Source organism: Marinovum algicola (genome assembly GCF_900109145.1).
In the GTDB taxonomy this organism is placed as follows: Bacteria; Pseudomonadota; Alphaproteobacteria; order Rhodobacterales; family Rhodobacteraceae; genus Marinovum; species Marinovum algicola.
Map to the genome: position 1 here is coordinate 35,533 of NZ_FNYY01000003.1, position 26,726 is coordinate 62,258.

The 26,726-nt window shown below is 64.7% G+C and carries 20 protein-coding genes; 15 read left to right on the top strand and 5 right to left on the bottom strand.

Features of this window, described 5'->3' with window-relative positions:
• Window positions 1-238: 238 nt before the first annotated feature.
• The 5 genes from BMW90_RS05640 to BMW90_RS05660 all read left to right on the top strand — a co-directional run bounded on the left by BMW90_RS05640 (window position 239) and on the right by BMW90_RS05660 (window position 9,832).
• Entirely contained in the window at window positions 239-3,901 is a 3,663-nt protein-coding gene (locus BMW90_RS05640; RefSeq protein ID WP_074835493.1) for a vitamin B12-dependent ribonucleotide reductase, read from the top strand.
• 211 nt (window positions 3,902-4,112) lie between these two features.
• Window positions 4,113-4,343 (top strand): DUF2188 domain-containing protein, encoded by a 231-nt coding sequence (locus tag BMW90_RS05645; protein ID WP_074835494.1) that lies wholly within the window; start codon window positions 4,113-4,115, stop codon window positions 4,341-4,343.
• Between the two features lie 461 nt (window positions 4,344-4,804).
• Window positions 4,805-6,253, top strand: coding sequence for an IMP dehydrogenase (gene guaB, locus BMW90_RS05650; RefSeq protein ID WP_074835496.1), 1,449 nt, complete (start codon window positions 4,805-4,807; stop codon window positions 6,251-6,253).
• The gene (locus BMW90_RS05655) at window positions 6,253-7,404 is read left to right on the top strand and encodes an RsmB/NOP family class I SAM-dependent RNA methyltransferase (RefSeq protein WP_074835497.1); all 1,152 of its coding nucleotides are present in this window, start codon (window positions 6,253-6,255) and stop codon (window positions 7,402-7,404) included. The genes guaB and BMW90_RS05655 overlap by 1 nt, the downstream gene beginning before the upstream one ends.
• Window positions 7,405-7,594: 190 nt before the next feature.
• Entirely contained in the window at window positions 7,595-9,832 is a 2,238-nt protein-coding gene (locus tag BMW90_RS05660; RefSeq protein ID WP_407657377.1) for an ATP-binding protein, read from the top strand.
• Window positions 9,833-9,888: 56 nt separating this feature from the next.
• Here BMW90_RS05660 and BMW90_RS05665 read toward each other — a convergent pair whose 3' ends face one another.
• Entirely contained in the window at window positions 9,889-10,482 is a 594-nt protein-coding gene (locus tag BMW90_RS05665) for a gamma-glutamyl kinase (RefSeq protein WP_074835499.1), read from the bottom strand.
• 214 nt (window positions 10,483-10,696) lie between these two features.
• Between BMW90_RS05665 and recA the strand changes: the two genes are divergently transcribed.
• The 3 genes from recA (at window position 10,697) to BMW90_RS05680 (ending at window position 14,893) form a co-directional block, all read left to right on the top strand.
• Entirely contained in the window at window positions 10,697-11,773 is a 1,077-nt protein-coding gene (recA, locus tag BMW90_RS05670; protein WP_074835501.1) for a recombinase RecA, read from the top strand.
• A gap of 173 nt (window positions 11,774-11,946) precedes the next feature.
• The gene (gene alaS / locus BMW90_RS05675) at window positions 11,947-14,607 is read left to right on the top strand and encodes an alanine--tRNA ligase (protein WP_074835503.1); all 2,661 of its coding nucleotides are present in this window, start codon (window positions 11,947-11,949) and stop codon (window positions 14,605-14,607) included.
• 1 nt (window position 14,608) lies between these two features.
• Window positions 14,609-14,893, top strand: coding sequence for a DUF1330 domain-containing protein (locus BMW90_RS05680; protein WP_048531431.1), 285 nt, complete (start codon window positions 14,609-14,611; stop codon window positions 14,891-14,893).
• A 197-nt stretch (window positions 14,894-15,090) separates the two neighbouring features.
• Here the strand turns inward: BMW90_RS05680 and typA are convergent, their stop codons facing one another.
• From typA to BMW90_RS05695, 3 genes are all read right to left on the bottom strand, one after another.
• Complete coding sequence (gene typA, locus BMW90_RS05685) at window positions 15,091-16,908, bottom strand: translational GTPase TypA (RefSeq protein WP_048531433.1); 1,818 nt, start codon at window positions 16,906-16,908, stop codon at window positions 15,091-15,093.
• 62 nt (window positions 16,909-16,970) lie between these two features.
• Window positions 16,971-17,303 (bottom strand): DMT family transporter, encoded by a 333-nt coding sequence (locus tag BMW90_RS05690; RefSeq protein ID WP_048531435.1) that lies wholly within the window; start codon window positions 17,301-17,303, stop codon window positions 16,971-16,973.
• 102 nt (window positions 17,304-17,405) lie between these two features.
• Complete coding sequence (locus tag BMW90_RS05695) at window positions 17,406-18,953, bottom strand: trimethylamine methyltransferase family protein (protein ID WP_074835504.1); 1,548 nt, start codon at window positions 18,951-18,953, stop codon at window positions 17,406-17,408.
• Window positions 18,954-19,338: 385 nt separating this feature from the next.
• Here BMW90_RS05695 and BMW90_RS05700 point away from each other — a divergent pair, with 385 nt between their 5' ends.
• Window positions 19,339-20,052: a cytochrome c oxidase assembly protein gene (locus BMW90_RS05700; RefSeq protein WP_074835506.1), complete on the top strand. Its 714-nt coding sequence runs from the start codon at window positions 19,339-19,341 to the stop codon at window positions 20,050-20,052.
• Complete coding sequence (locus BMW90_RS05705; protein WP_048531441.1) at window positions 20,049-20,561, top strand: CopD family protein; 513 nt, start codon at window positions 20,049-20,051, stop codon at window positions 20,559-20,561. Before BMW90_RS05700 ends, BMW90_RS05705 begins: the two co-directional genes overlap by 4 nt.
• Here BMW90_RS05705 and BMW90_RS05710 read toward each other — a convergent pair.
• Window positions 20,528-21,046, bottom strand: coding sequence for a DUF2231 domain-containing protein (locus BMW90_RS05710; RefSeq protein WP_048531443.1), 519 nt, complete (start codon window positions 21,044-21,046; stop codon window positions 20,528-20,530). The two genes, BMW90_RS05705 and BMW90_RS05710, sit on opposite strands and share 34 nt — an antisense overlap.
• A 78-nt stretch (window positions 21,047-21,124) precedes the next feature.
• Between BMW90_RS05710 and BMW90_RS05715 the strand changes: the two genes are divergently transcribed.
• The 5 genes from BMW90_RS05715 to BMW90_RS05735 all read left to right on the top strand — a co-directional run bounded on the left by BMW90_RS05715 (window position 21,125) and on the right by BMW90_RS05735 (window position 26,499).
• Window positions 21,125-21,721: a cytochrome c oxidase subunit II gene (locus BMW90_RS05715; protein WP_244526447.1), complete on the top strand. Its 597-nt coding sequence runs from the start codon at window positions 21,125-21,127 to the stop codon at window positions 21,719-21,721.
• Complete coding sequence (ctaD, locus tag BMW90_RS05720) at window positions 21,718-24,162, top strand: cytochrome c oxidase subunit I (RefSeq protein WP_074835509.1); 2,445 nt, start codon at window positions 21,718-21,720, stop codon at window positions 24,160-24,162. Before BMW90_RS05715 ends, ctaD begins: the two co-directional genes overlap by 4 nt.
• The gene (locus BMW90_RS05725; RefSeq protein WP_074835511.1) at window positions 24,159-24,476 is read left to right on the top strand and encodes a hypothetical protein; all 318 of its coding nucleotides are present in this window, start codon (window positions 24,159-24,161) and stop codon (window positions 24,474-24,476) included. The genes ctaD and BMW90_RS05725 overlap by 4 nt, the downstream gene beginning before the upstream one ends.
• A 254-nt stretch (window positions 24,477-24,730) precedes the next feature.
• Window positions 24,731-26,020, top strand: a complete 1,290-nt coding sequence (locus tag BMW90_RS05730) for a tyrosine-type recombinase/integrase (protein ID WP_074835512.1) — start codon at window positions 24,731-24,733, stop codon at window positions 26,018-26,020.
• A complete protein-coding gene (locus BMW90_RS05735; RefSeq protein WP_139211237.1) occupies window positions 26,020-26,499 on the top strand; it encodes a hypothetical protein in 480 nt (159 codons plus the stop codon). Before BMW90_RS05730 ends, BMW90_RS05735 begins: the two co-directional genes overlap by 1 nt.
• Window positions 26,500-26,726: the final 227 nt, after the last annotated feature.

Consider the following 26,726-nt stretch of genomic DNA (forward strand, 5'->3'; position numbering starts at 1 on the left):
GAATACGTCAGATTGTGGGGGTCGCTAGAGAGCACACAACATGTTGTGGCGGTAGCGGCAAGACGGCAGCAACCTTCAGAACCACGGGCTGGGATGCCCGCCATAGGGCCCGGATGACGGGCCGATGCGCCGCCGGGCGTCTCCTGGCGGTTTGTGGAGCAGGGTTTGCGCAGAAAATTCAGGCGGCACCGCCGCGACGGCCCAGGGCCGGGACCATTGGTTAAGAGGCAAGACACAGATGAAAATCGAAAGACGGTTTACCAAGGCTGGGCAGGATGCCTACGCAGAGATCGATTTCGTGACCACCGCGTCAGAGATCCGCAATCCTGACGGCACCATTGTCTTCCGTCTCGACGATGTCGAAGTGCCGGCCGCCTGGAGCCAGGTGGCCAGCGACGTGATCGCGCAGAAATACTTTCGCAAGGCCGGCGTGCCGACCGAGCTGAAGAAGGTTCGCGAAAGGGATGTGCCCGAGTTCCTCTGGCGGTCGGTCCCCGCCAATGACGACACGCCGCGCACTGGTGAAATCTCGTCCAAACAGGTGTTCGACCGTCTTGCCGGCGCCTGGGCCTACTGGGGCTGGAAGGGCGGCTATTTCACCACCGAGGAGGATGCCCGCGCCTATTACGACGAGATGCGCCACATGCTGGCGACCCAGCGCGCCGCGCCGAACAGCCCGCAGTGGTTCAACACCGGTCTGCACTGGGCCTATGGCATCGACGGTCCGGGGCAGGGCCACTATTACGTCGATTACAAGACCGGCAAGCTAACCAAGTCGAAATCGGCCTACGAGCATCCGCAACCGCACGCCTGTTTCATCCAGTCGGTGGCCGATGACCTGGTCGGCGACGGCGGCATCATGGATCTCTGGGTGCGCGAGGCGCGGCTGTTCAAATACGGCTCCGGCACCGGCACCAACTTCTCGTCGCTGCGCGCCGAAGGTGAAAAGCTCTCTGGCGGCGGCAAGTCCTCGGGCCTCATGGGCTTTCTCAAGATCGGTGACCGGGCGGCCGGCGCCATCAAGTCGGGCGGCACCACGCGCCGCGCCGCCAAGATGGTGATCTGCGACGCCGACCACCCGGACATCGAGGAATTCATCAACTGGAAGGTCAAGGAAGAGCAGAAGGTCGCCTCGATCGTCGCCGGCTCGAAGATGCATGAAAAGATGCTCAACGGCATCTTTGCGGCCATCGGCACATGGGACGGCGCGGTGGAAGACGCCTATGACCCGGCCAAGAACGACGCGCTGAAAACCGCGATCCGCGCCGCCAAGAAGTCGATGATCCCCGAGACCTACGTCAAGCGGGTGCTGGATTATGCCCGCCAGGGCTATTCCTCGATCGAGTTCCCGACCTATGATACCGATTGGGACAGCGAGGCCTATGCCAGCGTTTCGGGCCAGAACTCGAACAATTCGATCCGCGTCACCAACGCCTTTCTCGACGCCGTCAAGAACGGCGAGAAATGGGCGCTGCTGAACCGCACCGACGGCGAGGTTGCCAAGGAAATCGACGCCAAGGAGCTCTGGGAGCAGGTCGGCCACGCGGCCTGGGCCTGTGCCGATCCGGGCATCCAGTACCACGACACCGTCAACCAGTGGCACACCTGCCCCGAGGATGGCGAAATTCGCGGCTCGAACCCCTGTTCCGAGTACATGTTCCTCGACGATACCGCCTGTAACCTGGCGTCGATGAACCTGCTGACATTCTATCAGGACGGCAAGTTCCAGGCCGAGGACTACGTGCATGCCACGCGCCTCTGGACCCTGACTCTGGAAATCTCGGTCACCATGGCGCAATTCCCCTCCAAGGAAATTGCCCAGCTGTCCTATGACTTCCGCACCCTGGGCCTCGGCTATGCCAATATCGGCGGCCTGCTGATGAACATGGGCTACGGCTATGACAGCGACGAGGGCCGGGCGCTCTGTGGCGCGCTGACTGCGATCATGACCGGCGTGGCCTATGCCACCTCGGCCGAGATCGCCGGCGAACTGGGCGCCTTTGCGGGCTACGAGCGCAATGCGCAGCACATGCTGCGTGTCATCCGCAACCACCGCACTGCCGCCTACGGCAAGACCGAAGGCTACGAGGCGCTGGCGATCAACCCGGTGGCGCTGGATCAGGTGAACTGCCCCGAGGCCGGTCTGGTTGAAATGGCCAAGACTGCCTGGGACGAGGCGCTGAGCCTGGGCGAGAAGCACGGCTATCGCAACGCCCAGACCACGGTGATTGCGCCCACCGGCACCATCGGGCTGGTGATGGATTGCGACACCACCGGCATCGAACCGGATTTCGCGCTGGTGAAGTTCAAGAAGCTCGCCGGTGGCGGCTATTTCAAGATCATCAACCGTTCGGTTCCGGCGGCACTGGAGAAGCTCGGATATTCCTCCTCCCAGATTGAAGAGATCATCTCTTATGCCGTCGGTCATGGCAGCCTCGGCAATGCGCCGGGCATCAACCACACCTCGCTGATCGGCCATGGCTTCGGCAGCAAGGAGATCGAGAAGATCGAGGCGGCGCTGGCCTCGGCCTTCGACATCCGCTTTGTCTTCAACCAGTGGACGCTGGGCGAAGCCTTCTGCCAGGACGTGCTGGGCATTCCCGCGGCACGGCTCAATGACCCGACCTTCGATCTGCTGCGGCATCTGGGCTATTCCCGGGCCGAGATCGAGGCCGCCAACGACCACGTCTGCGGCACCATGACGCTGGAAAGCGCGCCGCATCTGAAGTCCGAGCACTACGTGATCTTCGACTGCGCAAACCCCTGCGGCAAGAAGGGCAAGCGCTTCCTCTCGGTCAACAGCCACATCGACATGATGGCGGCGGCGCAGAGCTTTATTTCGGGGGCGATCTCCAAGACCATCAACATGGCCAATGACGCCACCATCGAGGATTGCCAGGCGGCATACGAACGCTCCTGGAAGATGGGCATCAAGGCCAATGCCCTCTACCGCGACGGCTCCAAGCTGAGCCAGCCGCTGGCGGCGGCGCTGGTGGCGGATGACGATGAGGCGGCCGAGGTGCTGGAAAGCGGCTCGCAGAGCGAAAAGGCGCAGGTGCTGGCCGAGAAGGTCGTCGAGAAGATCATCGTCAAGGAGATCATCAAATCTGAGCGCTCCAAGATGCCGGAACGCCGCAAGGGCTATACCCAGAAGGCGATTGTCGGCGGCCACAAGGTCTATCTCCGCACCGGGGAATATGCCGACGGCACGCTGGGCGAGATCTTCATCGACATGCACAAGGAAGGCGCCGGTTTCCGGGCGATGATGAACAACTTCGCCATCGCCGTCTCGGTCGGCCTGCAATACGGCGTGCCGCTGGAGGAATTCGTCGATGCCTTCACCTTCACCAAGTTCGAGCCTGCCGGCATGGTGCAGGGCAACGACTCGATCAAGAATGCCACATCCATCCTCGACTACATCTTCCGCGAGCTGGCGGTGTCCTATCTGGACCGCACCGACCTGGCCCATGTGAAGCCCGAGGGCGCCAGCTTTGACGATCTGGGCCGCGGCGTCGAGGAGGGGCAACCCAACGTCACCGAGGTCAGCGAAAGTGCGGCCACCAAATCGCTGGAAGTGCTGAAACAGATCAGCTCGACCGGCTACCTGCGCAAACGTCTGCCCCAGGAGCTGATCGTGCTCCGGGGCGGGCAGTCGGACGATCCGGTCATGGCCCTCCAGACCCTGGTCCCGGAAGTCCGCACAGGCGGCGGCACCGCCGCGACCACGGTGACGACGACAACGGCTGTAGCCAGCGGCTCCGTGTCGATGGACGCCCGCACCAAGGCCAAGATGCAGGGCTACGAAGGCGACCCCTGCGGCGACTGCGGCAACTACACGCTGGTGCGCAACGGCACCTGCATGAAGTGCAACACCTGCGGCGGGACGTCCGGCTGTAGCTAAAGAGATTGAGGGGTGGGGAGCGGTGCGCCAACACCACTCCCCGGCTCTTCCGGCAAACGGATAGCACGCTGCCGGAGAAACCAATTCGGCCCACTTGGGTCGACGAACTAGGAAGACCATTATTCGGACTGGGGATCAATAGCGTGCTGAGAAGCCCACAGGTTTGCCACCAACAAATGCTCGCAACCTGTGGATAAAGAAAGGTTAGCAAATGGCTGACAAAGACAACTTTTGGACTTCCCCACGCAAAGATGGTCGTTGGGAGGCTCAGCGCGAAGGTAGCCAACGGGCGTCTCGTGTCTTCGATACCCAGAGAGAAGCTTGGGATTATTCTCGGGACAGAGCACGCAACACCGGCGGCGAAGCGCTCTTGCAGGGGCGAAACGGGCAAATCCGTGAGCGCAACACCTACGGGCGCGATCCATATCCTCCCAAGGGATAATTGAGTCACGGGGGCGGGTGCGCTCGCCCCTTGCACAACCAGGCCGCAGGCAAAAAGCATCGAGCGGTGAAATGATGAGCTTGGTTTGTGAAACTGGGGCGCCTCGGCGCCCCATTTTGTTTGGAGTTCAGAGGATTGCCGCGCGAAGCTCACGCATTGCGCTACGGCGTCCGTAGGGTGGGTTTTCAACCCACCATTCCCGCCGCCAAAACACCCACATTTACCCCCGCAGAAAACATACCCACAGCCAAACGCACATTTACCCCATTGAGCAAGCCGCTGAAACGAAACGATTTCCGACATTCTGCCCCGATCGCACACATATCCATCCACAGAATTGTCCCGTCTTTCCACAGCGCCGCGGCCGGCCAATTCCATGCAACCGGCCATAAGGCCTTTTCTTTTCCCGGCCCCCGTGAAATAGGGAAGCGTCAAATGCTGCTACTGAAGAGGACCGCCGAATGGAGATTCGCGAGGCTCTGACATTTGACGATGTGCTGCTGGTTCCGGCTGCGTCCAATGTCCTGCCCAACACTGCCGACACCGCCACCCGGGTAACCCGCTCGATCGCGATGAACATCCCGCTGCTCAGCTCGGCGATGGACACCGTCACCGAAAGCCGCATGGCCATCACCATGGCCCAGGCCGGCGGCATCGGCGTCATTCACAAGAACCTCTCGGTTCAGGCCCAGGCGCGCGAGGTGCGGCGTGTCAAACGGTTCGAGAGCGGCATCGTCTACAACCCGGTGACGCTCAAGGTCGACCAGACTCTGGCCGATGCCAAGGCGCTGGTGGAGCGGTACAATTTCACCGGTTTCCCGGTGGTCGACGACGCCGGACATGTGGTCGGCATCCTGACCAACCGCGACATGCGCTTTGCCTCCAGTGACCAGACCCCGGTCAAGGTGATGATGACCTCGGACAACCTCGCCATGCTGGCCGAACCGGCCGACCTGGAAGAGGCGAAAAGCCTGATGAAGGCGCGGCGGATCGAAAAGCTTCTGGTGCATGACGGCAAGGGCCGGCTGACCGGCTTGCTGACGCTGAAGGACACCGAAAAGGCGGTGCTCAACCCCACCGCCTGCAAGGATGCGCTGGGCCGCCTGCGGGTGGCGGCCGCCACCTCGGTCGGGGATTCGGGGTTTGAACGGACGTCCGAGCTGGTCGATGCCGGTGTGGATATCGTGGTGATCGACACCGCCCACGGCCATTCCGCCGGGGTGATCGATGCCGTGAAGCGCGCCAAGCAGCTCTCGAACGAGGTGCAGGTGATCGCCGGCAATGTCGCCACCGCCGAGGCCACCCGCGCGCTGATCGACGCCGGAGCGGATGCGGTCAAGGTCGGTATCGGGCCGGGCTCGATCTGTACCACGCGGATGGTGGCCGGCGTCGGCGTGCCCCAGCTCACCGCGGTGATGGATTGCGCCAAGGCCGCCGGTGACGTGCCGGTGATCGCCGATGGCGGCATCAAGTTCTCGGGCGATTTCGCCAAGGCGATTGCCGCCGGCGCCTCCTGCGCCATGGTGGGCTCGATGATCGCCGGCACCGATGAAAGCCCGGGCGAGGTCATTCTCTACCAGGGCCGCTCGTTCAAGGCCTATCGCGGCATGGGCAGCCTTGGCGCCATGGCGCGCGGCTCGGCCGACCGCTATTTCCAGAAGGACGCCGCCAGCGACAAGCTGGTGCCCGAAGGCATCGAGGGGCAGGTGGCCTACAAGGGCTCGGCCGGCGCGGTGATCCACCAGCTGGTGGGCGGGCTTCGGGCGGCCATGGGCTATACCGGCTGCGCCACTGTCGAAGAGATGCGGAGCAACTGCAACTTCGTCAAGATCACCGGTGCCGGCCTGCGCGAAAGCCATGTGCACGACGTGCAGATCACCCGCGAGAGCCCGAACTACCGGATCGGCTGATGACACCGGCGGCGCGGATTCAGACGGCGGGTGAGCTGCTTGATGCCGTCCTGGCGGGGCAGGCGGCCGAACAGGCGCTGACCCGCTGGGCCCGGAGCAACCGTTATGCCGGCTCGAAGGACCGCGCCGCGATCCGCGATCTGGTGTTCGACGCGCTGCGCCGCAAACGCTCTTATGCCGCGCTTGGCGGGGCCGAGACCGGTCGCGGCCTGATGCTTGGCGCCCTGCGCGCCTCAGAAACGGCGATCGACGAGGTCTTTACCGGCGCGCGTTTCATGCCCGCCCCGGTGACCGAAGCCGAACGCGCCGCGTTCCGCAGCCCGTCCGAGGCCGAGGCCCGCGACCTGCCGGATTGGCTCTGGCCGGAGTTCGCCCGGTCGCTGGGCGACGCGGCCGAGGCCGAGGCGCGTCTCTTGCGCGAGCGGGCGGAGGTCTTTCTTCGGGTCAACCTGTTGAAATCCAACCTGGATACGGCCCAAGCCCGTCTCGCCGAAGAGGGCATCGCCACCGAGCCTCACGCGGTGTCGCCGACCGCGCTGCGGGTGACAGAGGGCGCGCGCCGGGTGCATCTTTCTGCTGCCTACGGCGACGGTCTGGTGGAATTGCAGGATGCCGCCTCGCAGGCAGTGGTGAATGCGCTGGCGCCGCAGCCCGGTCAGAGCCTGCTTGATTTCTGCGCCGGCGGCGGGGGCAAGGCCCTGGCCATGGCCGCGCAGGCCGGCGGCCCGGTGACCGCCCATGACATTGATCCGGGGCGGATGCGCGACATTCCCGCCCGCGCTGCCCGCGCCGGGGCCGAGATCACCGTGCAACCGGCGCCGCAGGGGGTGTTCGACATCGTGCTTTGCGATGCGCCCTGTTCCGGCAGCGGCAGCTGGCGCCGTGCGCCCGAGGCGAAATGGCGGCTGACCGAGGACCGCCTGGCCGAGCTCTGCACCATGCAGGATGCGGTGCTCGACGCCGCCGCGCCCTTCGTGGCCCCCGGCGGCTGGCTGGCCTATGCCACCTGTTCGCTGCTCGCACCGGAGAATTCCGCGCGCGTCTCGGCCTTTCAAGACCGGCATCCGGGGTGGGTCATGGACTTTGACCGGCAGTTCACGTTGCAGGACGGCGGTGACGGATTCTACCTTGCGCTGTTGAAACGCGGCTGATCCTGTGCTCCACTCAACCTGTGGGTGTTGAAGCGGTGAAATCGGTTAACCCACAATTAAGACTCACCGGGTTTTATGGGGTGAAACGCGACGAGCCTGGAGAGCCGAGTTGGCAGACACGATCAGCGCTGAACCGCCCGACGCGGCGCCCCCCCGGCCGGGGGGCCGCCGGCCGCTGTATCTGGTCGCCGTGTCGGTCGTTCTGATTCTCTTGTCCGGCTTTCTGCCCGCCGGCGTTCCGGCGCTTGGCACACTTGCGCTCGGGGTCGGCATTTTCGTGTCGGCGCTGGCGCTGCATGCCCGCCAGTTGCTGCACAGACGGGGGCAATTGCGGGTCTTGTTGCGGGTGTCGCATTTTCTCGCCGGTGATCCGGCGGTTTCGGTGGTGGCCGATGCCGAGGGCGACATTCACCACATCAACCCCGCCGGCCGCAGCCGGTTTCGCGATGCCGATGTATCGTCGAAGCAGGAAACCGGCGAAGGCGGCAGCGTCGTGGCGCTCTTGCGCGGGCTGATGGCCAATCCGGCCAGCGTTGTCTATCGGTTACAGAAACGGACCGAGGCCCAAGGGGTGGCGAGCGATACGGTCAGCACGCGAAGCGGGCAGGTGGCGCTTTCGGTGCATGACATCGGTGGCGGGTTGCGGCTCTGGCGGATCGAGGAAAACCGCGCGACGGCCACCGAACAGGCCGAAACCGGGCTGCTGCCGCGGCTGACGGTCGGGCGCGGCGGCACGATCCTGTTCATGAATGCCGTCGCCCGCAAACTGATCGGCAAGCGGGTTTCTTCGCTCGACCGGCTGAGCAGCGATCCGCTGGAAAACGGCAAGGTGATCTCGCTCGATACCGCCACCGGGCCGGTGGCGCGGCTGGTCAGCGAGGTGGCGCTCAACGGCGGGCGGCGCGAGCTGTTCTTTCTGCCGCCGCCGGCCGAAAATGAAGGCAGCACCAGCTTCGACCACCTCAGCGTGCCCTTGATGAAAGTGTCGCAGATGGGTGTGGTGACGCGGGCCAATCACGAGGCGCTCAAACTGCTCAACGCCGAAGAGGTCACCGGCAAGAAGCTCTCCGATCTGATGGAGGGACTGGGCCGGCCGGTGACCGACTGGTTGCGCGATGCCGCTGCCGGGCGGGGCCAGAAGCAATCGGAATTCCTGCGCATTTCGCGCCGCGACCGCGAGGTTTTCGTGCAGGTCGTGCTCAACCGCGTGTTCGAGGATGGCGAACCGTCGATCATCGCTGTGCTGAACGACGCCACCGAGCTCAAAACGCTCGAGGCGCAATTCGTGCAGAGCCAGAAGATGCAGGCCATCGGCCAGCTCGCCGGCGGCGTGGCGCATGATTTCAACAACCTGCTGACCGCGATTTCCGGCCATTGCGACCTGCTGCTTCTGCGCCACGATCAGGGCGATCCGAACTACGGCGACCTGGTGCAGATCAACCAGAATGCCAATCGCGCCGCCGCGCTGGTGGGCCAGCTGCTGGCGTTTTCCCGCAAGCAGACGCTCTGCCCCGAGGTGCTCGACCTGCGCGACACGCTGGCCGATCTGACCCATCTGCTCAACCGTCTGGTGGGCGAGCGGGTGGCGCTGGCGCTGGACCACGACCCGGTGTTGCGCACCATCCGGGCCGACAAGCGGCAACTCGAGCAGGTGCTGATGAACCTGGTGGTGAACGCCCGCGATGCCATGCCCGAGGGCGGCGAGATTCGCATCACCACCGAGGGGCTGACCCTGGACGCCCCGCTGAAACGCGACCGGGCGTCGGTGCCGCCCGGCGATTACGTGCTGGTCAAGGTGCAGGACCAGGGGGTCGGCATCGCGCCGGACATGCTGCAAAAGGTGTTCGAGCCGTTTTACACCACCAAGCGCACCGGTGAGGGCACCGGGCTGGGCCTGTCCACGGTCTACGGCATCGTCAAACAGACCGGCGGCTTCATCTTTGTCGATTCGGTGGTCGGCAAGGGCAGCTGCTTTTCGCTTCTGTTCCCGGTCCACAGCGAGAAACCGGCCACCGATGCCGCAAGCCTGGCCCTGGAGGACACCGGCGCCGGCGGCACCGGCCACGACGCGGTGATCCTGCTGGTCGAAGACGAGGCGCCGGTGCGCGCCTTTGCCAGCCGGGCGCTGCGGATGCGCGGCTTCAAGGTGCTCGAGGCGGCCTCGGCCGAGGAAGCGCTCGATCTGCTGCGCGACCCCGAAATCAAGGTGAACGTCTTTGTGACCGATGTGGTGATGCCGGGGCTCGACGGGCCAAGCTGGGTGCGGCAGGCGCTTGAGGACCGGCCGGAGGTCAAGGTGGTCTTTGTTTCGGGATATGCCCAGGAGAGCTTTCACGATGATCAGGCGGCCATCCCCAATTCCACCTTCCTGCCAAAGCCGTTTTCACTGGTCGAGCTGACCGACACGGTCCAGCGGCAATTGCATTGACATCCCGGTATTTCCCGGAAGGTCCGGGCGTCGTGACCGGACATGGCGGGCCGGGCTCAGCCGATCGACTCGTAAAGTGCAAATTCGGCCGCGCATTTGCGCCGCAGCTTGGCCTCGACCCGCGGCGACAGCGTCACCTCCAGGCGCGGCGAGACATTCTCCCGCGGCAGATCGAGCGTGACCGAGAGCCGGTCTTCGAGAAAGCCGATCAGTCGCGCCTGATCTTCGTAGCGAAACAGATGGGTGATCCGGGTGCCGTTCGGCCGCGGTTCGAGGAATTTCGCCTGGCTGCCGACATTGGCAAAGCCGGGACGCGCGCCCTTGCAATACCCCTCGACGAATTCGTCGAAACTCAGGTTTTTGGTGGAATTTGCCTTGCCCGTCATGAACGGCCGTTGCCGATAGCGATACCAGCTCGAGAGCCAGGAAACCGGTTCGCGCATCACCGCGAGAGTTTCCATGTCGGGCGCGCCCATCTTTTCGAACATCGGCCGAAAAAACCGGTTGTAACGATAAACCGGGGCATGTTTCAGATCCGGCGGATTGAGGATCGCCATGTCCGCGCGTGGCGCAAGCGCCTTTTCATAGGCCGATGTTCCGGTCTTGGGTACCGCCAGAAACGCCAGGTTTTCTTTCCAGAACACAAGCACTTGGGTGAACCTCTTCAGTTGGCGGATCAGGGATTTCGGGCAGCATAGGCGGGCGGTTCTGCGGCGTAAACCACTCTTTAAGGATTCTGCGAAACAGTGGGATCGAGCAAAAATCTCTTGAAATGTTCCCGTTTTGGTCGCATCTAGGAACAAGGCAAGAACATTTGGCAGCATTGCCGCTTCCGAGGCGGTGTGAAATAAGGGCCCGAAACGCATGGCAACGGCAGATCTTCTCTCGATGAGCAAAAAGAACAACCCCGACAAGCAAAAGGCGCTCGACAGCGCCCTGGCCCAGATCGAACGCCAGTTCGGCAAGGGGTCGATCATGAAACTCGGCGGCGAGAACCAGTTGCCGGATATCGAGGCCACCTCGACCGGTTCGCTCGGGCTCGATATCGCGCTTGGCATCGGCGGCTTGCCGAAAGGCCGGATCATCGAGATCTACGGCCCCGAATCCTCGGGCAAGACCACGCTGACCCTGCATTGCGTGGCGGAAGAGCAGAAAAAGGGCGGCGTCTGTGCCTTTGTCGATGCCGAACACGCGCTCGACCCGCAATATGCCCGCAAGCTCGGCGTCGATCTCGACGAGCTGCTGATCTCGCAGCCCGACACCGGCGAACAGGCGCTCGAGATTACCGATACCCTGGTGCGCTCCGGCGCGGTCAACATGGTGATCGTCGATTCGGTTGCCGCGCTGACCCCCAAGAGTGAGCTTGAGGGCGACATGGGCGACAGTTCGGTCGGCGTGCATGCCCGGCTGATGAGCCAGGCGATGCGCAAGCTCACCGGGTCGATCGCGCGCTCGAACTGCATGGTGATCTTCATCAACCAGATCCGCATGAAGATCGGCGTGATGTTCGGCAGCCCCGAAACCACGACCGGCGGCAACGCGCTCAAGTTCTACAGCTCGGTGCGTCTCGATATCCGCCGCATCGGCGCGATCAAGGACCGCGACGAGGTGGTCGGCAACGCCACCCGCGTCAAAGTGGTCAAGAACAAGGTCGCGCCGCCGTTCAAGCAGGTGGAATTCGACATCATGTACGGCGAGGGCATCTCGAAGATGGGCGAATTGCTCGATCTCGGGGTCAAGGCCGGCGTGGTCGACAAATCCGGCGCCTGGTTCTCCTATGGCGACGAGCGGATCGGGCAGGGGCGCGAGAATGCCAAGACCTTCCTGCGCGAGAACAAGCGCATGGCGCTGGAGATCGAAGACAAGATCCGCGCCGCCCACGGGCTCGAATTCGACATGCCGCCCGAGGACAAGGACGACGAAGACGTGATGGAGGCCTGAGGCCGCCGGTCCCGCCGGCGGGACCAAGACAACCCGGAACGGGGCGCAGCGCGGGCTGCGCCCCGTTTTGCGTCAGGCCCGTTTTGCGTCAGGCCCGGTTTCGGCCCAACCGGTTATGGACAGTGCCGGGGCGGGGCGATACACCTTCGCCGACCTTGAGAAGAAGATGACCTATGGCCACGCTGAACGACATCCGCTCCACCTTCCTCGATTTCTTTGCCAAGAACGGCCATGAGGTCGTGCCCTCGAGCCCGCTTGTGCCGCGCAATGACCCGACGCTGATGTTCGTCAACTCGGGCATGGTGCAGTTCAAGAACCTCTTCACCGGCGTCGAGACCCGCGACTACAAGCGTGCGACCACCAGCCAGAAATGCGTGCGCGCCGGTGGCAAGCACAATGACCTGGACAATGTCGGCTATACCGCGCGGCACCATACCTTCTTTGAAATGCTGGGAAATTTCAGCTTCGGTGACTATTTCAAAACCGAGGCGATCCCCTATGCCTGGGAGCTGATCACCCGTGATTTCGGCATCGATCCGACCCGGCTCCTGGCCACGGTCTATCACACCGATGACGAGGCCTTCGAGATCTGGAAAAAGGTCGGCGTGCCGGAAGACAGGATCATCCGCATCGCCACCTCCGACAACTTCTGGCAGATGGGTCCGACCGGCCCCTGCGGCCCCTGCACCGAGATCTTCTACGATCACGGCGAACATATCTGGGGTGGACCTCCGGGCAGCCCGGAAGAGGACGGCGACCGGTTCATCGAGATCTGGAACATCGTCTTCATGCAGAACGAGCAGTTCGAGGATGGCTCGATGGTGCCGCTCGACATGCAGTCGATCGACACCGGCATGGGGCTGGAGCGGATCGGCGCGCTGTTGCAGGGCAAACACGACAATTACGACACCGATCTGATGCGCAGCCTGATCGAGGCCAGCGCCGACGTCTCGTCGACCGATCCCGACGGGCCGGGCAATGTGCATCACCGGGTGATCGCCGATCACCTGCGCTCGACCTCCTTCCTGCTGGCCGATGGCGTCATGCCCTCGAACGAGGGCCGCGGTTATGTGCTGCGCCGGATCATGCGCCGGGCCATGCGGCATGCGCATTTGCTGGGCGCCAAGGATCCGATGATGCACCGTCTGGTGCCGGCGCTGGTGCGGCAGATGGGGGCGGCGTACCCCGAACTCGGCCAGGCGCAGGCGCTGATCGAAGAGACCCTGCGGCTGGAAGAGACCCGCTTCAAGGCGACGCTGGACCGCGGGCTGAAACTGCTCGATGACGAGCTCTCGGACCTGCCCGAGGATGCGCGGCTTCCGGGCGAGACGGCTTTCAAGCTTTATGACACCTATGGCTTCCCGCTCGACCTGACACAGGATGCGCTGCGCGAAAAGGGCCGCGAGGTCGACACCTCGGGCTTTGACGCCGCTATGGCCGAACAGAAGGCCAAGGCGCGCGCCGCCTGGGCCGGCTCGGGCGAGACAAAGGATGCCGAGATCTGGTTCGACATCGCCGACAAGCATGCCGCCACCGATTTCCTCGGCTACGATACCGAAGAGGCCGAAGGCCAGGTGCTGGCGCTGGTCAAGGACGGTGCCGAGGTCGGGCAGCTCGAAGCCGGTGAAGAGGGCTGGCTGGTGGTCAACCAGACGCCGTTTTATGCCGAATCCGGCGGCCAGGTCGGCGACAGCGGGCTGTATCTGAAATCCGGGGGCAAGGGCACGATCCGTGACACCCGCAAGATGGCCGGCGGGCTTTTCGCCCATCGGGTGACGCCGCAGGAAGGCACACTGTCCACCGGCGACGCGCTCGAACTCAAGGTCGACAATGCCCGGCGCACGGCGATCCGCGCCAATCACTCGGCGACCCACCTGCTGCACGAGGCGCTGCGCGAGGCGCTTGGCGATCACGTGGCGCAGCGCGGCTCGCTCAATGCCGACGACCGCCTGCGGTTCGACTTCAGCCACACCAAGGCGCTCTCGGCCGAGGAGCTGGCCCGGATCGACCGCGAGGTCAATGCCTTCATTCGGCAGAATGCGCCGGTCGAAACCCGGATCATGACGCCCGATGACGCCCGCGGCCTCGGTGCCCAGGCGCTCTTTGGCGAGAAATACGGGGACGAGGTGCGCGTCGTGTCGATGGGCCGCAAGCCGGGCTCGGGCAAGGGCAGCGACAAGGCAACCTATTCGATCGAGCTCTGCGGCGGCACCCATGTGCGCCAGACCGGCGATATCGGCGCCTTTGTCTGCCTGAGCGACAGCGCGTCTTCTGCCGGCGTGCGCCGGATCGAGGCGCTGACCGGCGAGGCGGCGCTGGATCACCTCAAGGCTCAGGGCGCGCGGCTTTCCGAGGCCGCCAGCCAGCTCAAGACACAGCCCGCCGAGGTGCCCGAGCGAGTGCGGGCGCTGCTGGACGAGCGCAAGGCGCTTCAGGCCGAGGTCGCCAACCTTCGGCGCGAACTGGCGATGTCGGGGGGCGCCACGGGCCCCGAGGCCGCGACCGAAGAGGTCGGTGGCGTGCCTTTCGTGGCGCAGGTGCTTTCGGGGGTGACCGGCAAGGATCTGCCGCCGCTGATCGACGCGCAAAAGGAAAAGCTGGGCTCGGCGGCGATCCTGCTGATCGCCGACACCGGCGGCAAGGCGGCGGTTGCGGCCGGTGTGACACGGGATCTGACCGACAAGGTCTCGGCGGTGGATCTGGTGCGCGCGGCGGTGGCGGAACTCGGCGGCAAGGGCGGCGGCGGCCGGCCCGACATGGCGCAGGGTGGCGGCGCCGACGCAGGGAATGCAACCAAGGCAATCGACGCGGCCAAAGCCGTGCTGGGAGGATAAGATGAGCGCATATTGGATCGCCCATGTGCATGTGACCGACGAAGAGGCCTATGGCCGGTATGCCAAGCTCGCCGGGGCGCCGATTGCCGCCCATGGCGGCGAGTTCCTGGCCCGCGGTGGCGCGCATGAGACGCTCGAAGGCACGGACCGCGCCCGCCACGTGGTGGCCCGGTTCCCCTCGCTTCAGGCGGCACACGAGTGTTACCATTCCGAGGCCTACCAGGAGGCTTTGAGCCATGCCAAGGGCGCTTCGGAACGCGATCTGATCATCGTCGAGGGTGTGTAGGCTGGGTTCCTGAAGCTGCGTAGGGTGGGTTTCTAACCCACCGCCCAAGCCAAGGGGGGTGAGACCAACGAAAACCCGGGGCCGTGAGCCCCGGGTTTTTTCACGACTGCCGTCGCGCGCCGGTGGGTCGCAAACCCACCCTACGCAAAAGGCCGGGCGTCATGCCCGGCCTTTGTTTTGTCACGAGAGACTGGGGCTCACCCCGCCTTCGCCATCCGCTTGCGCTCATGCGGATCGAGGAAGCGTTTGCGCAGCCGCACCGAGGACGGCGTCACTTCGACCAGCTCGTCGTCGTTGATATAGGCAATCGCCTCTTCCAGCGACAGCGTCACCGGGGTGGTCAGTCGCACCGCTTCGTCGGTGCCCGAGGCCCGCACGTTGGTCAGCTTCTTGCCCTTGAGCGGGTTCACTTCGAGGTCGTTCTCGCGCGAATGCTCGCCGATGATCATGCCCTGATAGACCTTGGCCTGGGCGCCGATGAACATCTTGCCGCGATCCTCGAGGTTCCACAGCGCATAGGCCACCGCCTCGCCGTTCTCCATCGAGATCAGCACCCCGGCGCGGCGGCCCGGGATCGGGCCCTTGTGTTCGGTCCAGCCGTGGAACACCCGGTTGAGCACGCCGGTGCCGCGGGTGTCGGTCAGGAATTCGCCGTGATAGCCGATCAGCCCGCGCGAGGGGACATGGGCGATGATCCGGGTCTTGCCGGCGCCGGCGGGGCGCATCTCGGCCAGTTCGCCCTTGCGGGTGCCGGTCAGCTTTTCGATCACCGCGCCGGAATATTCGTCATCGACATCGATGGTGGCCTCTTCGACCGGCTCCATCACCTTGCCGTCGACCTCCTTCATGATCACCTGCGGCCGCGAGATCGACAGCTCGAAGCCTTCGCGGCGCATGTTTTCGATCAGAACGCCCATCTGCAATTCGCCCCGGCCCGACACCTCGAAGGCCTCGCCGCCCGGCGTGTCGGCGATCTTGATCGCGACATTGCTCTCGGCTTCCTTCATCAGCCGCTCGCGGATGACGCGGCTCTGCACCTTCTTGCCGTCGCGGCCCGCCAGCGGGCTGTCGTTGATGCCGAAGGTCACGGTGATGGTCGGCGGGTCGATCGGCTGGGCGTCGAGCGGCTCGTCCACCGCCAGCGCACAGATGGTGTCGGCCACGGTGGCCTTGGACATGCCGGCGATCGAAACGATGTCGCCGGCCTGGGCCTCTTCGATGTCCTGCTGCGCCAGTCCGCGGAAGGCCTGGATCTTGGTGACGCGGAACTGTTCGATCTTCTGACCGATACGGCTCAGCGCCTGCACCGTGGCGCCGACCTTGAGCTTGCCGCTCTCCACCCGGCCGGTCAGGATGCGGCCGACAAAGGGATCGGCGCCCAGCGTGGTGGCCAGCATGCGGAAATCGTCGTCCTGCTTCTTGATCTGCTTCGGCGCCGGCACGTGGTTGACGATCAGGTCGAACAGCGCGGTCAGGTCCTTGCGCGGCCCGTCCAGCTCGTGATCGGCCCAGCCGTTGCGGCCCGAGGCGTACATATGCGGGAAATCCAGCTGGTCGTCGTTGGCATCGAGCGAGGCGAAGAGGTCGAAACATTCATCCAGCGCCCGGTCGGGCTCGGCGTCGGGCTTGTCGACCTTGTTGAGCACCACGATCGGACGCAGCCCCAGGGCCAGCGCCTTGGAGGTCACGAACTTGGTCTGCGGCATCGGGCCTTCGGCGGCATCGACCAGCAGGACAACACCGTCGACCATCGACAGGATGCGCTCGACCTCGCCGCCGAAATCGGCGTGGCCCGGGGTGTCGACGATGTTGATCCGATGCGTCTTCCATTCGACCGAAGTCGGCTTGGCAAAGATCGTGATGCCGCGCTCGCGCTCCAGATCGTTGCTGTCCATGGCGCGTTCTTCCACCGCCTGGTTGGCCCGGAAGGCGCCGGATTGTTTCAGAAGCTCGTCAACGAGAGTCGTCTTGCCATGGTCAACGTGCGCGATAATCGCGATATTGCGAAGGTCCATCGGGGATACCTTTATGTCGGAGTTGCGCGCCACCTATCGCCGCGCGCCCCGAAATGCCAGACCTAATGTGTCGCAGCGCCGGAAAACAGCTGGATCACGGCAATCCCGGCGATGATCATCGCCATCCCGAGGATCGCCGGCAGATCGAGTTTCTGGTGAAACACCAGCGTGCCGATCACCGCGATAAAGACGATGCCCAGCCCGGACCAGAGCGCATAGGCCACGCCGACCGGAATGGTCCTCAGCGTCAGCGCCAGCAGATAGAACGCCAGCGCATAGGCCACCACCACCAGCACCGAGGGCCAGAAGCGCGAGAACTGCTGGCTGGCCTGAAGCGCCGAGGTGCCGACGGTTTCCGCCGCGACGGCGAGGACAAGGGCCAGATAGGCGGGCATGGACGGAACTCCCCTCGAAACTTGTGACGCACCCCTGCTTCTTCTGTTTGAAAATACCGCGGGGTCCGGGGCAGAGCCCCGGTCCGACGTCTCACAAAAGCGCTAGGTCGGCAAGCGGATCGGCAAGCGCCGCCGGATCTCCCGGTCGATCTCGGCCGACAACCGCGCCGGGGCCCGATCCGCCAGGATCATCTCCTTGCGCGCCGTCGCGCGGGCCAGCAGGTCCGGCCGGCCCAGCTCCTCCCATTCCTTGGGCGAGGACCGGTCGCCCAGCGTCGGATAGACGTAATCAGTCTGCATCAGCCCCAGGGTCTGATCGGTGCCCAGGTAGTGTCCCGGTCCTTCGAGACAGACCTCGCGGATCACCTCGACCGAGATATTCTCGTCGGTGACCTCGATACCGCGCACGCAGCGCAGCGCCTGACCGATCAGGTCGTCGCCGAGGATCAGGCTCTCGTGGCAGAACCCCAGAAGCGAGGCATGCATCCCCGCCGCTTCGTAGACCATGTTGAGCCCCGACAGCCCGGCCATGACATTCGAGCACATCTGCTCCCAGCCGGCCTGCATGTCGGGCAGCTTGGCATCTGCGATCCCCGCTGCGGCGCCGCCCGGCAGGTCGTAGAAGCCATGCATCTGTGCGCATCCGGCGGTCAGCAGCGCCTGCTCGCCCGAGCCGCCCGACATCGCGCCGGTGCGAAGATCGCTGACAAAGGGCCAGGTGCCGAAGATCGCCGGATGGCCCGGCCGGATGGCGTTGACATAGACCAGCCCGGCCAGGCATTCCGCCGTGGCCTGCACGATGGCGCCGGCGATCGAGGCCGGGGCGGTGGCGCCGGCCTGACCGGCCGAGAGCAGCAGCACCGGCATGCCGCCGCGGATGCATTCCTCCATCACCAGGCAGCTTTCGGTGGCGAATTTCATCGGCGGCACCACAAAGCAATTGGTGTTCGACACGAAGGGCCGGGCCCGCCAGGCCTCCTCGCCGCCGGCCACCAGGTGCAGCATCTCCAGCGCCGGGCCGACAAAGGCCCCCTCGGTAAAGGAGGTGCCGATGTGTTTGCGGGTGCCGCTGACACAGGCATAGACGGTGTTGATGTCCATCTCGAAGGGATCGGGGATATCGCGCGGCACCATCGGCCGCTGGACAAAGTGGATATTGTCCAGCCTGTCGGCGATCCGTGCGGCATCGTGCAGATCCTGCAATGTGCTGTCGCGATAGCTGCGGCCGTCGACGTCGACCATGTGCACCGCGGCGCCGGCGGTGCCGTAATGCACACGGCTGCCGCCGAGGTGCAGGTCATGCGCCGGATCGCGGCCGCAGAGGGTGATCTCGCGATTGGCGCCGGCGATGGTCTCCTCGATCAGCGCCGGTGGAAAGCGCAGCCTGCCGTCGGCGCCCAGCTCGGCGCCGGCGGCGGTCAGCGCGGCAATGCCGCTGGCCGGCGCATCGGCCAGGCCGACGGTTTCGAGCAGCTCCAACGCGGCCGTGTGGATGCGGCGCATCTGCGCTTCGGTCAGCGGGCGAAAGGCGCCGCCGGTCAGCCCGGGACGGATCGGGCGCAGGTGGTCGGCGAGCTTGGCGGCACGGGCCGCACGGCGCGCGGCGCGACCGCCCATGCGGGCGGATTTCGGGTGTGTCTGGTCGTTCATCTCTGGCTCCGGCGGAAAGGGAAGGGGTCAGGTCTCAGACCCGGCCCGGCCTGCCGCGCGCGGCACGACCCCGGCCTGCGCCGATGGTCCTGCAAGTGATGATATGTAGGCAAACCCTGCCAGTCATCCGCGCGCTCCCGCCAAGTGACCCGAGCTTTGCCTGAGTCGCGCCTGCGGTCTGGCTCGTTTGCGACATCGCGTCGCTTTCGGAACGCGGAGCGGGAGCGCGAAGGCAACGAACCGCCGGCGCGGTTGTTGACCGATCCGCTTTCCGCAATAGTTTCTGAGCGGCAAGCGACCAGGACTCCCCGAAACCCTGCCACATGCCCCGAAGCCTCTGCGATGCGCGCGGCAGGATCTGGCCCGAACCGGAGCAAACGTTTTGATGTCTGTAGGTATTCTACCGGGAAGCTATTGCGGCGCCGCGCCCCTGCCGGCGCAGGCCCTGTCCGCCTGGAATCTCGATCCGCTGCTGCTGGTCGCTCTGCTGATCCTCGGCTTCGCCCTGCGGCGCAGCCCGGCGGGGCTGGCCGGGGTCATGGTGCTGGTGCTGGCCTTCGTCTCGCCGCTCTGTGCGGTTTCGGTGGCGCTGTTTTCGGCGCGGGTGGTGCATCACGTGCTGCTGGTGGCCGTCGCCGCGCCGCTTCTGGCCGCGGCCCTGCCGCGGGCCCGCGCGATGCCGACCGGGCTGGCATTCCTGATCTCGACCGCCGTGCTCTGGGGCTGGCATCAGCCGGCGGCCTACGACCTCGCGCTGGCCGACATGGCGGTCTATTGGGCGATGCAGTTGTCACTCCTCGGCTCTGCGGTCTGGTTCTGGCGCGCGGTGCTGGGCAGCCGCGGCGGCATCGCGGCGGTGCTCTGGTCGCTGGCCGGGCTGATGCAGATGGGCGCGCTCGGCGCGCTGCTGACCTTTGCGCCCGAGCCGCTTTATGCCGCCCATGCGCTGGCGCCGCTCGACTGGGGGCTAACGCCGTTGGCCGATCAGCAGCTTGGCGGGCTGATCATGTGGGTGCCGGCCATGCTGCCCTATCTGGCGATGATCGCGCTGGCCGGGCGGCAGAGCTGGCGCGCCACGGCCGGGCAGGGCGCCGCATGAGCTGGCTGGTCGGGGTGATCCCGCATCTCAAGGCACTGCATCTGGCGATGCTGCTGCTCTGGTGCGCCGGGCTCTTCGCGCTGCCGCTGATGCTGGCGCGGCACGATCCGGCCGTCGGCCAGAGCGACTACACCCGGATGCGGCAGGCGACGCATTTCGCCTATACGCTCTGCGTCACCCCGGCAGCGGTGATCGCCATTGCCTCGGGCACGCTGCTGATCTTCCTGCGCGAGGTCTTTGTCACCTGGATGTTTGCCAAGCTGGTGGCGGTGGCGCTGCTGGTCGGGTTTCACGTCTGGGTCGGCTATGCCGTCGTGGCCGTGGCCGAAACCCGCGGCGTGCCCAAGACACCCAAGCGGCTGGTCGGGGCGACGGTAGTACTGGTGGCCCTGATCGTGGTCATCCTGACGCTGGTTCTGGCCAAGCCCGAGCTGGGCGAGATACCGATGCCCGCCTGGCTGACCGAGCCGCGCGGTCAGCCGCTGCCTTTCGATGTGCCCAGACGATAATCGAAGACGAGTTTCCCGCCATGCCAGCCCGTGACCATCACCACCAGCACGTTGACCCCCGACAGCAGGATGCCATAGGGCAGGATCGCCGCCTCGTAGCCCTGCATCCGATATCCCCAGTTCAGCCCCAGCAGCGACAGCAGCATCACCGCGATGACGAAATGCGTCCAGGCCGGGGCACGGGCGCGGATGCCGGGCACCAGCAGCAATTCGGCGGTGCCGGTCGCCCCGGCGGCCAGGCCGAACAGAAAGGCGGTGCCGGCGGCCCAGACAGCGGCGCGTGCCCAGAACAGCTCGCCCGACCACCAGTACAGCGCGTCAGCGCCGAAGGTGCAGAAGGTGAGGGCCACCGGAAAGGCCACGCTCATCGCGTGGATCGGATGGCCCCAGATGCCGACATTGGTTTCGGTGTCGTCATAGCCCGGCGTCTGGGCGATCGGATCGAGCAGCTGGTCGACGTTGTCTTCGGCGGTTTTTTTCGGCATGCGCATGTCCTCTTGCGATGGGGAACTGCCGGGACAACGCTGCTGGCGCTGTCTGGTTGCGAAAATTCCTTGTCCACGGTGCATCCGGCCGGGCCGGCGGCCGCGGTGATTGCCACCTTGTGGTGGGTTCTGCTGATCGGCGCAACGCTGATCTTCCTGTTCGTGGCCGGGCTGTTTGCCTGGGCCTGGCGCCGTCCGGCCGGCCCCGCCGATGTGCGCCGCTACGTGATCGGGCTGGGGCTGGCCTTTCCGCTGACGGTGCTGGCGGCGCTTCTGGCGTATGGGCTGGTGGTGGGCGAGCGGTTGCTGCCGCGCGCCGCGCCCGAAGTCGTCTCGGTGACCGCCGAGGCGCGGCAATGGGCCTGGCGTTTCGGCTATGACGATGCGCCGGGGCGCGAGACGCAGGGCATCCTGCACATCCCGGCGGGCCGGCCGGTGGATGTGGCGATCACCACGGTGGATGTGGTGCATTCGTTCTGGGTGCCCAGGCTGGCCGGCAAGCTCGACGCGGTGCCGGGCCATGTCAACACGCTGCGGATCGAGGCCTTTGCGCCGGGCCGTTACGCCGGCGTGAGCGCCGAGTTCAGCGGCCCGGGCTATCGTGCGCATAGGTTCGAGGTGATCGCCCATGACGCCCAAGGCTGGCAGGCCTTTCTGACAGGAGAAACACCATGAACGCGCTGCGCCGCCACCGTGCCCTGACGCGCATCTGGGCTTCCGATCCCGGATGGAAAGGTTGGTTCACCACCGTCAACCACACCGACCTTGGCCGCATGTTCCTTGCCACAGCGGCGTTTTTTTTCGTGGTCGGCGGCATTCTGGCGATGCTGATCCGGGCGCAGCTGGCAACGCCGCGCTCGGCCTTTCTCGGACCGGAGCATTACAACCAGATCTTCACCATGCACGGGACGATCATGATGTTCCTCTTCGCGATCCCGTTTTTCGAGGGGCTCGCCGTCTATCTCTTGCCCAAGCTTCTGGGCACCCGTGACCTGGCGTTTCCGCGGCTCACCGCCTACGGCTTCTGGTGCTATGTCTTCGGTGGCGCGATGATGATTTTTGCGCTGCTGGCGGGCATCGCGCCCGACAGCGGCTGGTTCATGTATCCACCGCTGTCCTCGACCCTGGGGGCGCCGGGGATCAACCCGGATTTCTGGCTGATCGGCATCACCTTCGTCGAGATCTCGGCGATCTCGGCGGCGGTCGAGATCACCGTCACCGTGCTGCGCTATCGGGCGCCGGGGATGAGGCTGTCGCAGATGCCGATCTTTGCCTGGTATGCGCTGGTGACGGCGGTGATGATCCTGACCGGCTTTCCGCCGCTGATCCTCGGCTCGATCCTGCTCGAGCTGGAACGCGCCTTCGGCATGCCGTTCTTTCAGGTGGCGGCAGGCGGCGATGCGCTGCTCTGGCAGCATCTGTTCTGGCTCTTCGGCCACCCGGAAGTCTATATCATCTTTCTGCCCGCGGCCGGGGCGATCTCGACCATTCTGCCGGTGATGGCGCGCACCAGGTTGATGGGCTACGGCTGGATCGTGGCGGCGGCGGTCTCGCTGGCGGTTCTAAGCTTCGGGCTCTGGGTGCATCACATGTTCACCACCGGCATTCCGCATATGGGGCTGGCGTTCTTTTCCGCCGCCTCGACGCTGGTGGCGGTTCCGACGGCGGTGCAGATCTTTGCCTGGATTGGCACGCTCGCCACCGGCAGCCCGCGGCTGCATCTGCCGATGCTTTGGCTGCTGGCGTTTTTCGCCACCTTCGTGATCGGCGGGCTGACCGGGGTGATGGTGGCCATCGTGCCCTTCGACTGGCAGGTGCATGACACCTATTTCATCGTCGCCCATCTGCATTATGTGCTGGTTGGCGGCTTCGTCTTTCCGATGCTCGCCGCGCTTTATTACTGGATGCCGCATTTCACCGGCCGGCGGACGTATTTCAAACTGGGCACCACGGCCTTCTGGCTGGTCTTCACGGGCTTTCACGGCACCTTTCTGCTGTTGCACTGGGCCGGGCTGCTGGGCATGCGGCGGCGGATCGACAGTTTCGAGCCGGGGCAGGGCTGGGAGCTGATCAACCTGATCGCTTCGGTCAGCGGCTTTGTCATGGCGATCGGCTTTGCGCTGGTGCTGGTTGACGTGGTGGTCAACGCCATGGTGGCGATCCGCGGCTCGCGCGATCCCTGGGGGGCGGGCACGCTGGAATGGGCCATGCCGACCCCTTCGGCGGCCTATAATTTCGCCAGCCTGCCGCAGGTGAGCTCACGCGATCCGCTGTATGACACGCCCGATCTGCCGGCCCAACTGGCGCGCGGCGAAGGCTATCTGGGCGATCCCGCCCGCAACCGCCGCGAGACGCTGGCGATCGACGTCGCCAGCGCCGAACCGCGCCAAATCGTCGTCTTTCCGGGCAACACCCTCCTGCCGATCTGGATGGCGGCGATCACCGGGCTGTTCTTTCTCGGCATGCTGCTCAAGACCTATTGGCTGGTGCCGATCTCGGCCGTGGGGGTCATCACCTGCGCGCTGATCTGGGTCTGGAGCCTCGGACGTCGCCGGCCCGAAGGCCGTTTGCCGGTCGGGCGCGGGCTGTCGCTGGCCACTGCCGCCGAGGCGGCGGATCCGCCGGGCTGGTGGGGGTCGCTGTTTCTCTTGTTGGCCGATGGCACGTTTTTCGGCGCGCTGCTCTTTGGCTATGCCTTCCTCTGGACCGTGGCGCCGAACTGGCCGCCGCCGGCCTATGCCGAACCGGGGCCGGCGCTGCTCCTTCTGGTGGCGCTCGGCGCCGGCCTGGCGCTTGCCGGGCCGCGAGCGGGGCACTGGGTCGTGGCGGTGGGCAGTCTCTTGCTGGGCGCTGCCGGCATTGCGGCCCTGTTCCTGGTGCCGGACCCTTCGGCCCATGCCTATGACGCCACGGTCTGGGTGCTGGTGGGATACGGGCTGCTGCATCATGCCGTCTGTCTGTTGATGATCGCCGTGGTCGCCGCCCGCCGGCGGGCCGGGCATTCCGCCGCCACCACCCGGGGCGCCGAGCGCGTGTCGCACCTCTGGAGCCGCTACACGGCGCTGACCTCGCTGGTGATCGCGGCGGCAGTGGGGCTGCCGGGGGCGCTGACATGAGCAGTCTTCTGCGCATCGCCCTGCCGCTGACGCTCTGGCTGGCCAGCTTTTCGGCAATCTACGGGCTGCAAGGCCTGCTGTGTTCGAGCCGATGGGCGCTGGCCGGTGACAATCTGCCCGGACGCGGCCTGTTGATTGCCGCCGCCGCGCTGGCGATCCTGCTGCAAGTCGCGCTGATCCTGGCCCTGCGGGCCTCGGTCTGGCCCGAAAGCAACGCTGTGATCCGGCACATCAGCCTGGGATTGGGCGTGGTGGCGCTGGTCTCCACGCTCTGGACGCTGATCCCGGTGGTTGCGGTGTCTCATTGCCTGTGAGAGCCAGTCGCCCGCGTGGCATCGAATGACGCGCGGCCAGGCCGGGGAACTATCGGGATAAGTGTGCACTATCAGGAAGTAAATGGCGGAAAGACAGCCCGCCAAGGCGGCCATGCAATCTTATGCAGGCCCATGCATAGCACACTGAAATTGTTAAACTAATCATAACTTCCTGCGCGCGGCTGTATGCTATCTTGCGCAATCCTATGCACCCAATTACATTGTTTTTGTGGGGTAGGATGTGGGATAGATGAATGCCGAAGGTGACGCCTGAGTTGACCGCGCTGGATGTGAAGCGTCTTGTCCATCCCGGCGGCAATCGAAACGTCCTGTACTCTGTTGGTGGCGTTCCCGGCCTTCACCTGCAACTGACCCCGAAAAGGGGCCGTTCCTGGGTGCTGCGCGCCAAGGTGGGTACGGTACGGCGGGATATCGGCTTGGGTGGCTTCCCGGCTGTGACGTTGGCACAGGCCCGTGAAAGGGCGCGTGAGACACGCGAAAAGATCAGCCAAGGCATCGACCCTATCGAGGAACGCAAGGCCACCAAGGCGGCGTTGGCCGCTGCGCAAAACCGTGGCCTGACCTTCGCAGATGCAACCGACAAATACCTTGAGGCCAAGCTGGACGCGTTCAAGAATGCCAAGCATCGGCAGCAATGGCAGAACACGCTGGCAACCTATGCCAAGCCCGAACTTGGCAATATGCTGGTGCAGGATATCACGGTGCAGGACGTGCTGCGCGTGTTGCAGCCGATATGGACCGACAAGACAGAAACCGCGTCACGCGTCAGGGGGCGGATTGAGGCGGTGTTGTCATGGGCCACAGTGGCCGGGCATCGCACCGGCGACAACCCGGCGCGATGGGCGGGCAATCTGAAAGAACTGTTGCCCGCGCCGTCCAAGGTCGCGAATGAAACCAATCAACCCGCTCTGATGATCGATGATGCACCGCGCTGGTTTGACGCCCTGCGGGCGCGTGACGGTTTCGGCGCGCGGGCGCTGGAATTTCTGGTCCTGACGGCCACCCGGTCGCAAGAGGTTCGCGGCGCGCTCTGGGAGGAAATCGACTTGGACAAGGCGCTATGGATCATCCCGGCGGCGCGCATGAAAATGGACCGCGAACACCGCGTCCCGCTGTCGGCAGAGGCGGTGGCGATGCTGGAAACCTTGCCACGGATGGAAGGGAACCCGTTGGTGTTCCCGGCACCGCGCGGCGGGCAGTTGTCGGACGCGACGCTATCCGCAGCCATGAAGCGGATGCACAAGGCGGAAGTGGACGCGGGCGGCACGGGTTTTGTGGATCGCGCGTCGAAGCGCCCGGCGGTGCCGCATGGGCTACGCAGCACGTTTCGCGATTGGGTGGCCGAACGCACGAACTATCCCGGTGATATGGCAGAAGTCGCATTGGCGCACCGGATCAGCAATGCGGTGGAGGCGTCATATCGGCGCGGTGACATGATCGAGAAGCGACGCAGGATGATGGGGGATTGGGCAGGGTATTTGGTCGAAGCGAAAGCTGCGGTCAATATTGTGAGGGTCGGCTGATGTTTTCACCCGAAGGCTTCTTTCCTTTTGCATCATCTTTGCCATGGATACATGATCGCGCTGACGATTTTTATCGTAATTGTGCGCTGCCATGGGCGACCAAAGAAAAAACTGAATCCAATGTATCGGGAGAACGTAGATTATACCGCGCTGCATCTGCCGGAAGAATGCTTTACACCGCGTGGCTGATTGACGTTATTCTCGCATACCAACCGAAGCCGGTCTTTTTGTCTAGCCCCAACGGAAGGGTGATGCGGGCAGCGCCTGCCTTTTTCCAAGGCAACGACAACCTTTCTATTTACGATTTTGAGTGGCCGCTCTCGGACGACGAACTCAGGCCAATCATTGAGTATAAGAAACCTGAAGAGGCACTAAGCGCCAGGTTTGATTACTATTTCTTGGACCAGTTCTCATGGTGCATTACTCTCCCAGAGGAGGAGAGGTGTTCGCAACTGTATCCGCTGGGAAAGGATTTTTGAGGCTTGTAAAACCTTTCGATGGTTGGTCTGTTTGTTTGAAAGACGAGGATGGGGATGAACTCGAACAGTATTTAGTTTCAATGTTTGATTGGACGGGAAAGCAAAGCAATGAACGGCAGAGGGGCCGCCCGAGGAAACGGGAAACCGCTGCGAAGCTGTACAGATCACTGTACCCCGATGGTCACGAATCGAAGGGTTTGACCTGGTCACAAGTGGCTGATGAAGTT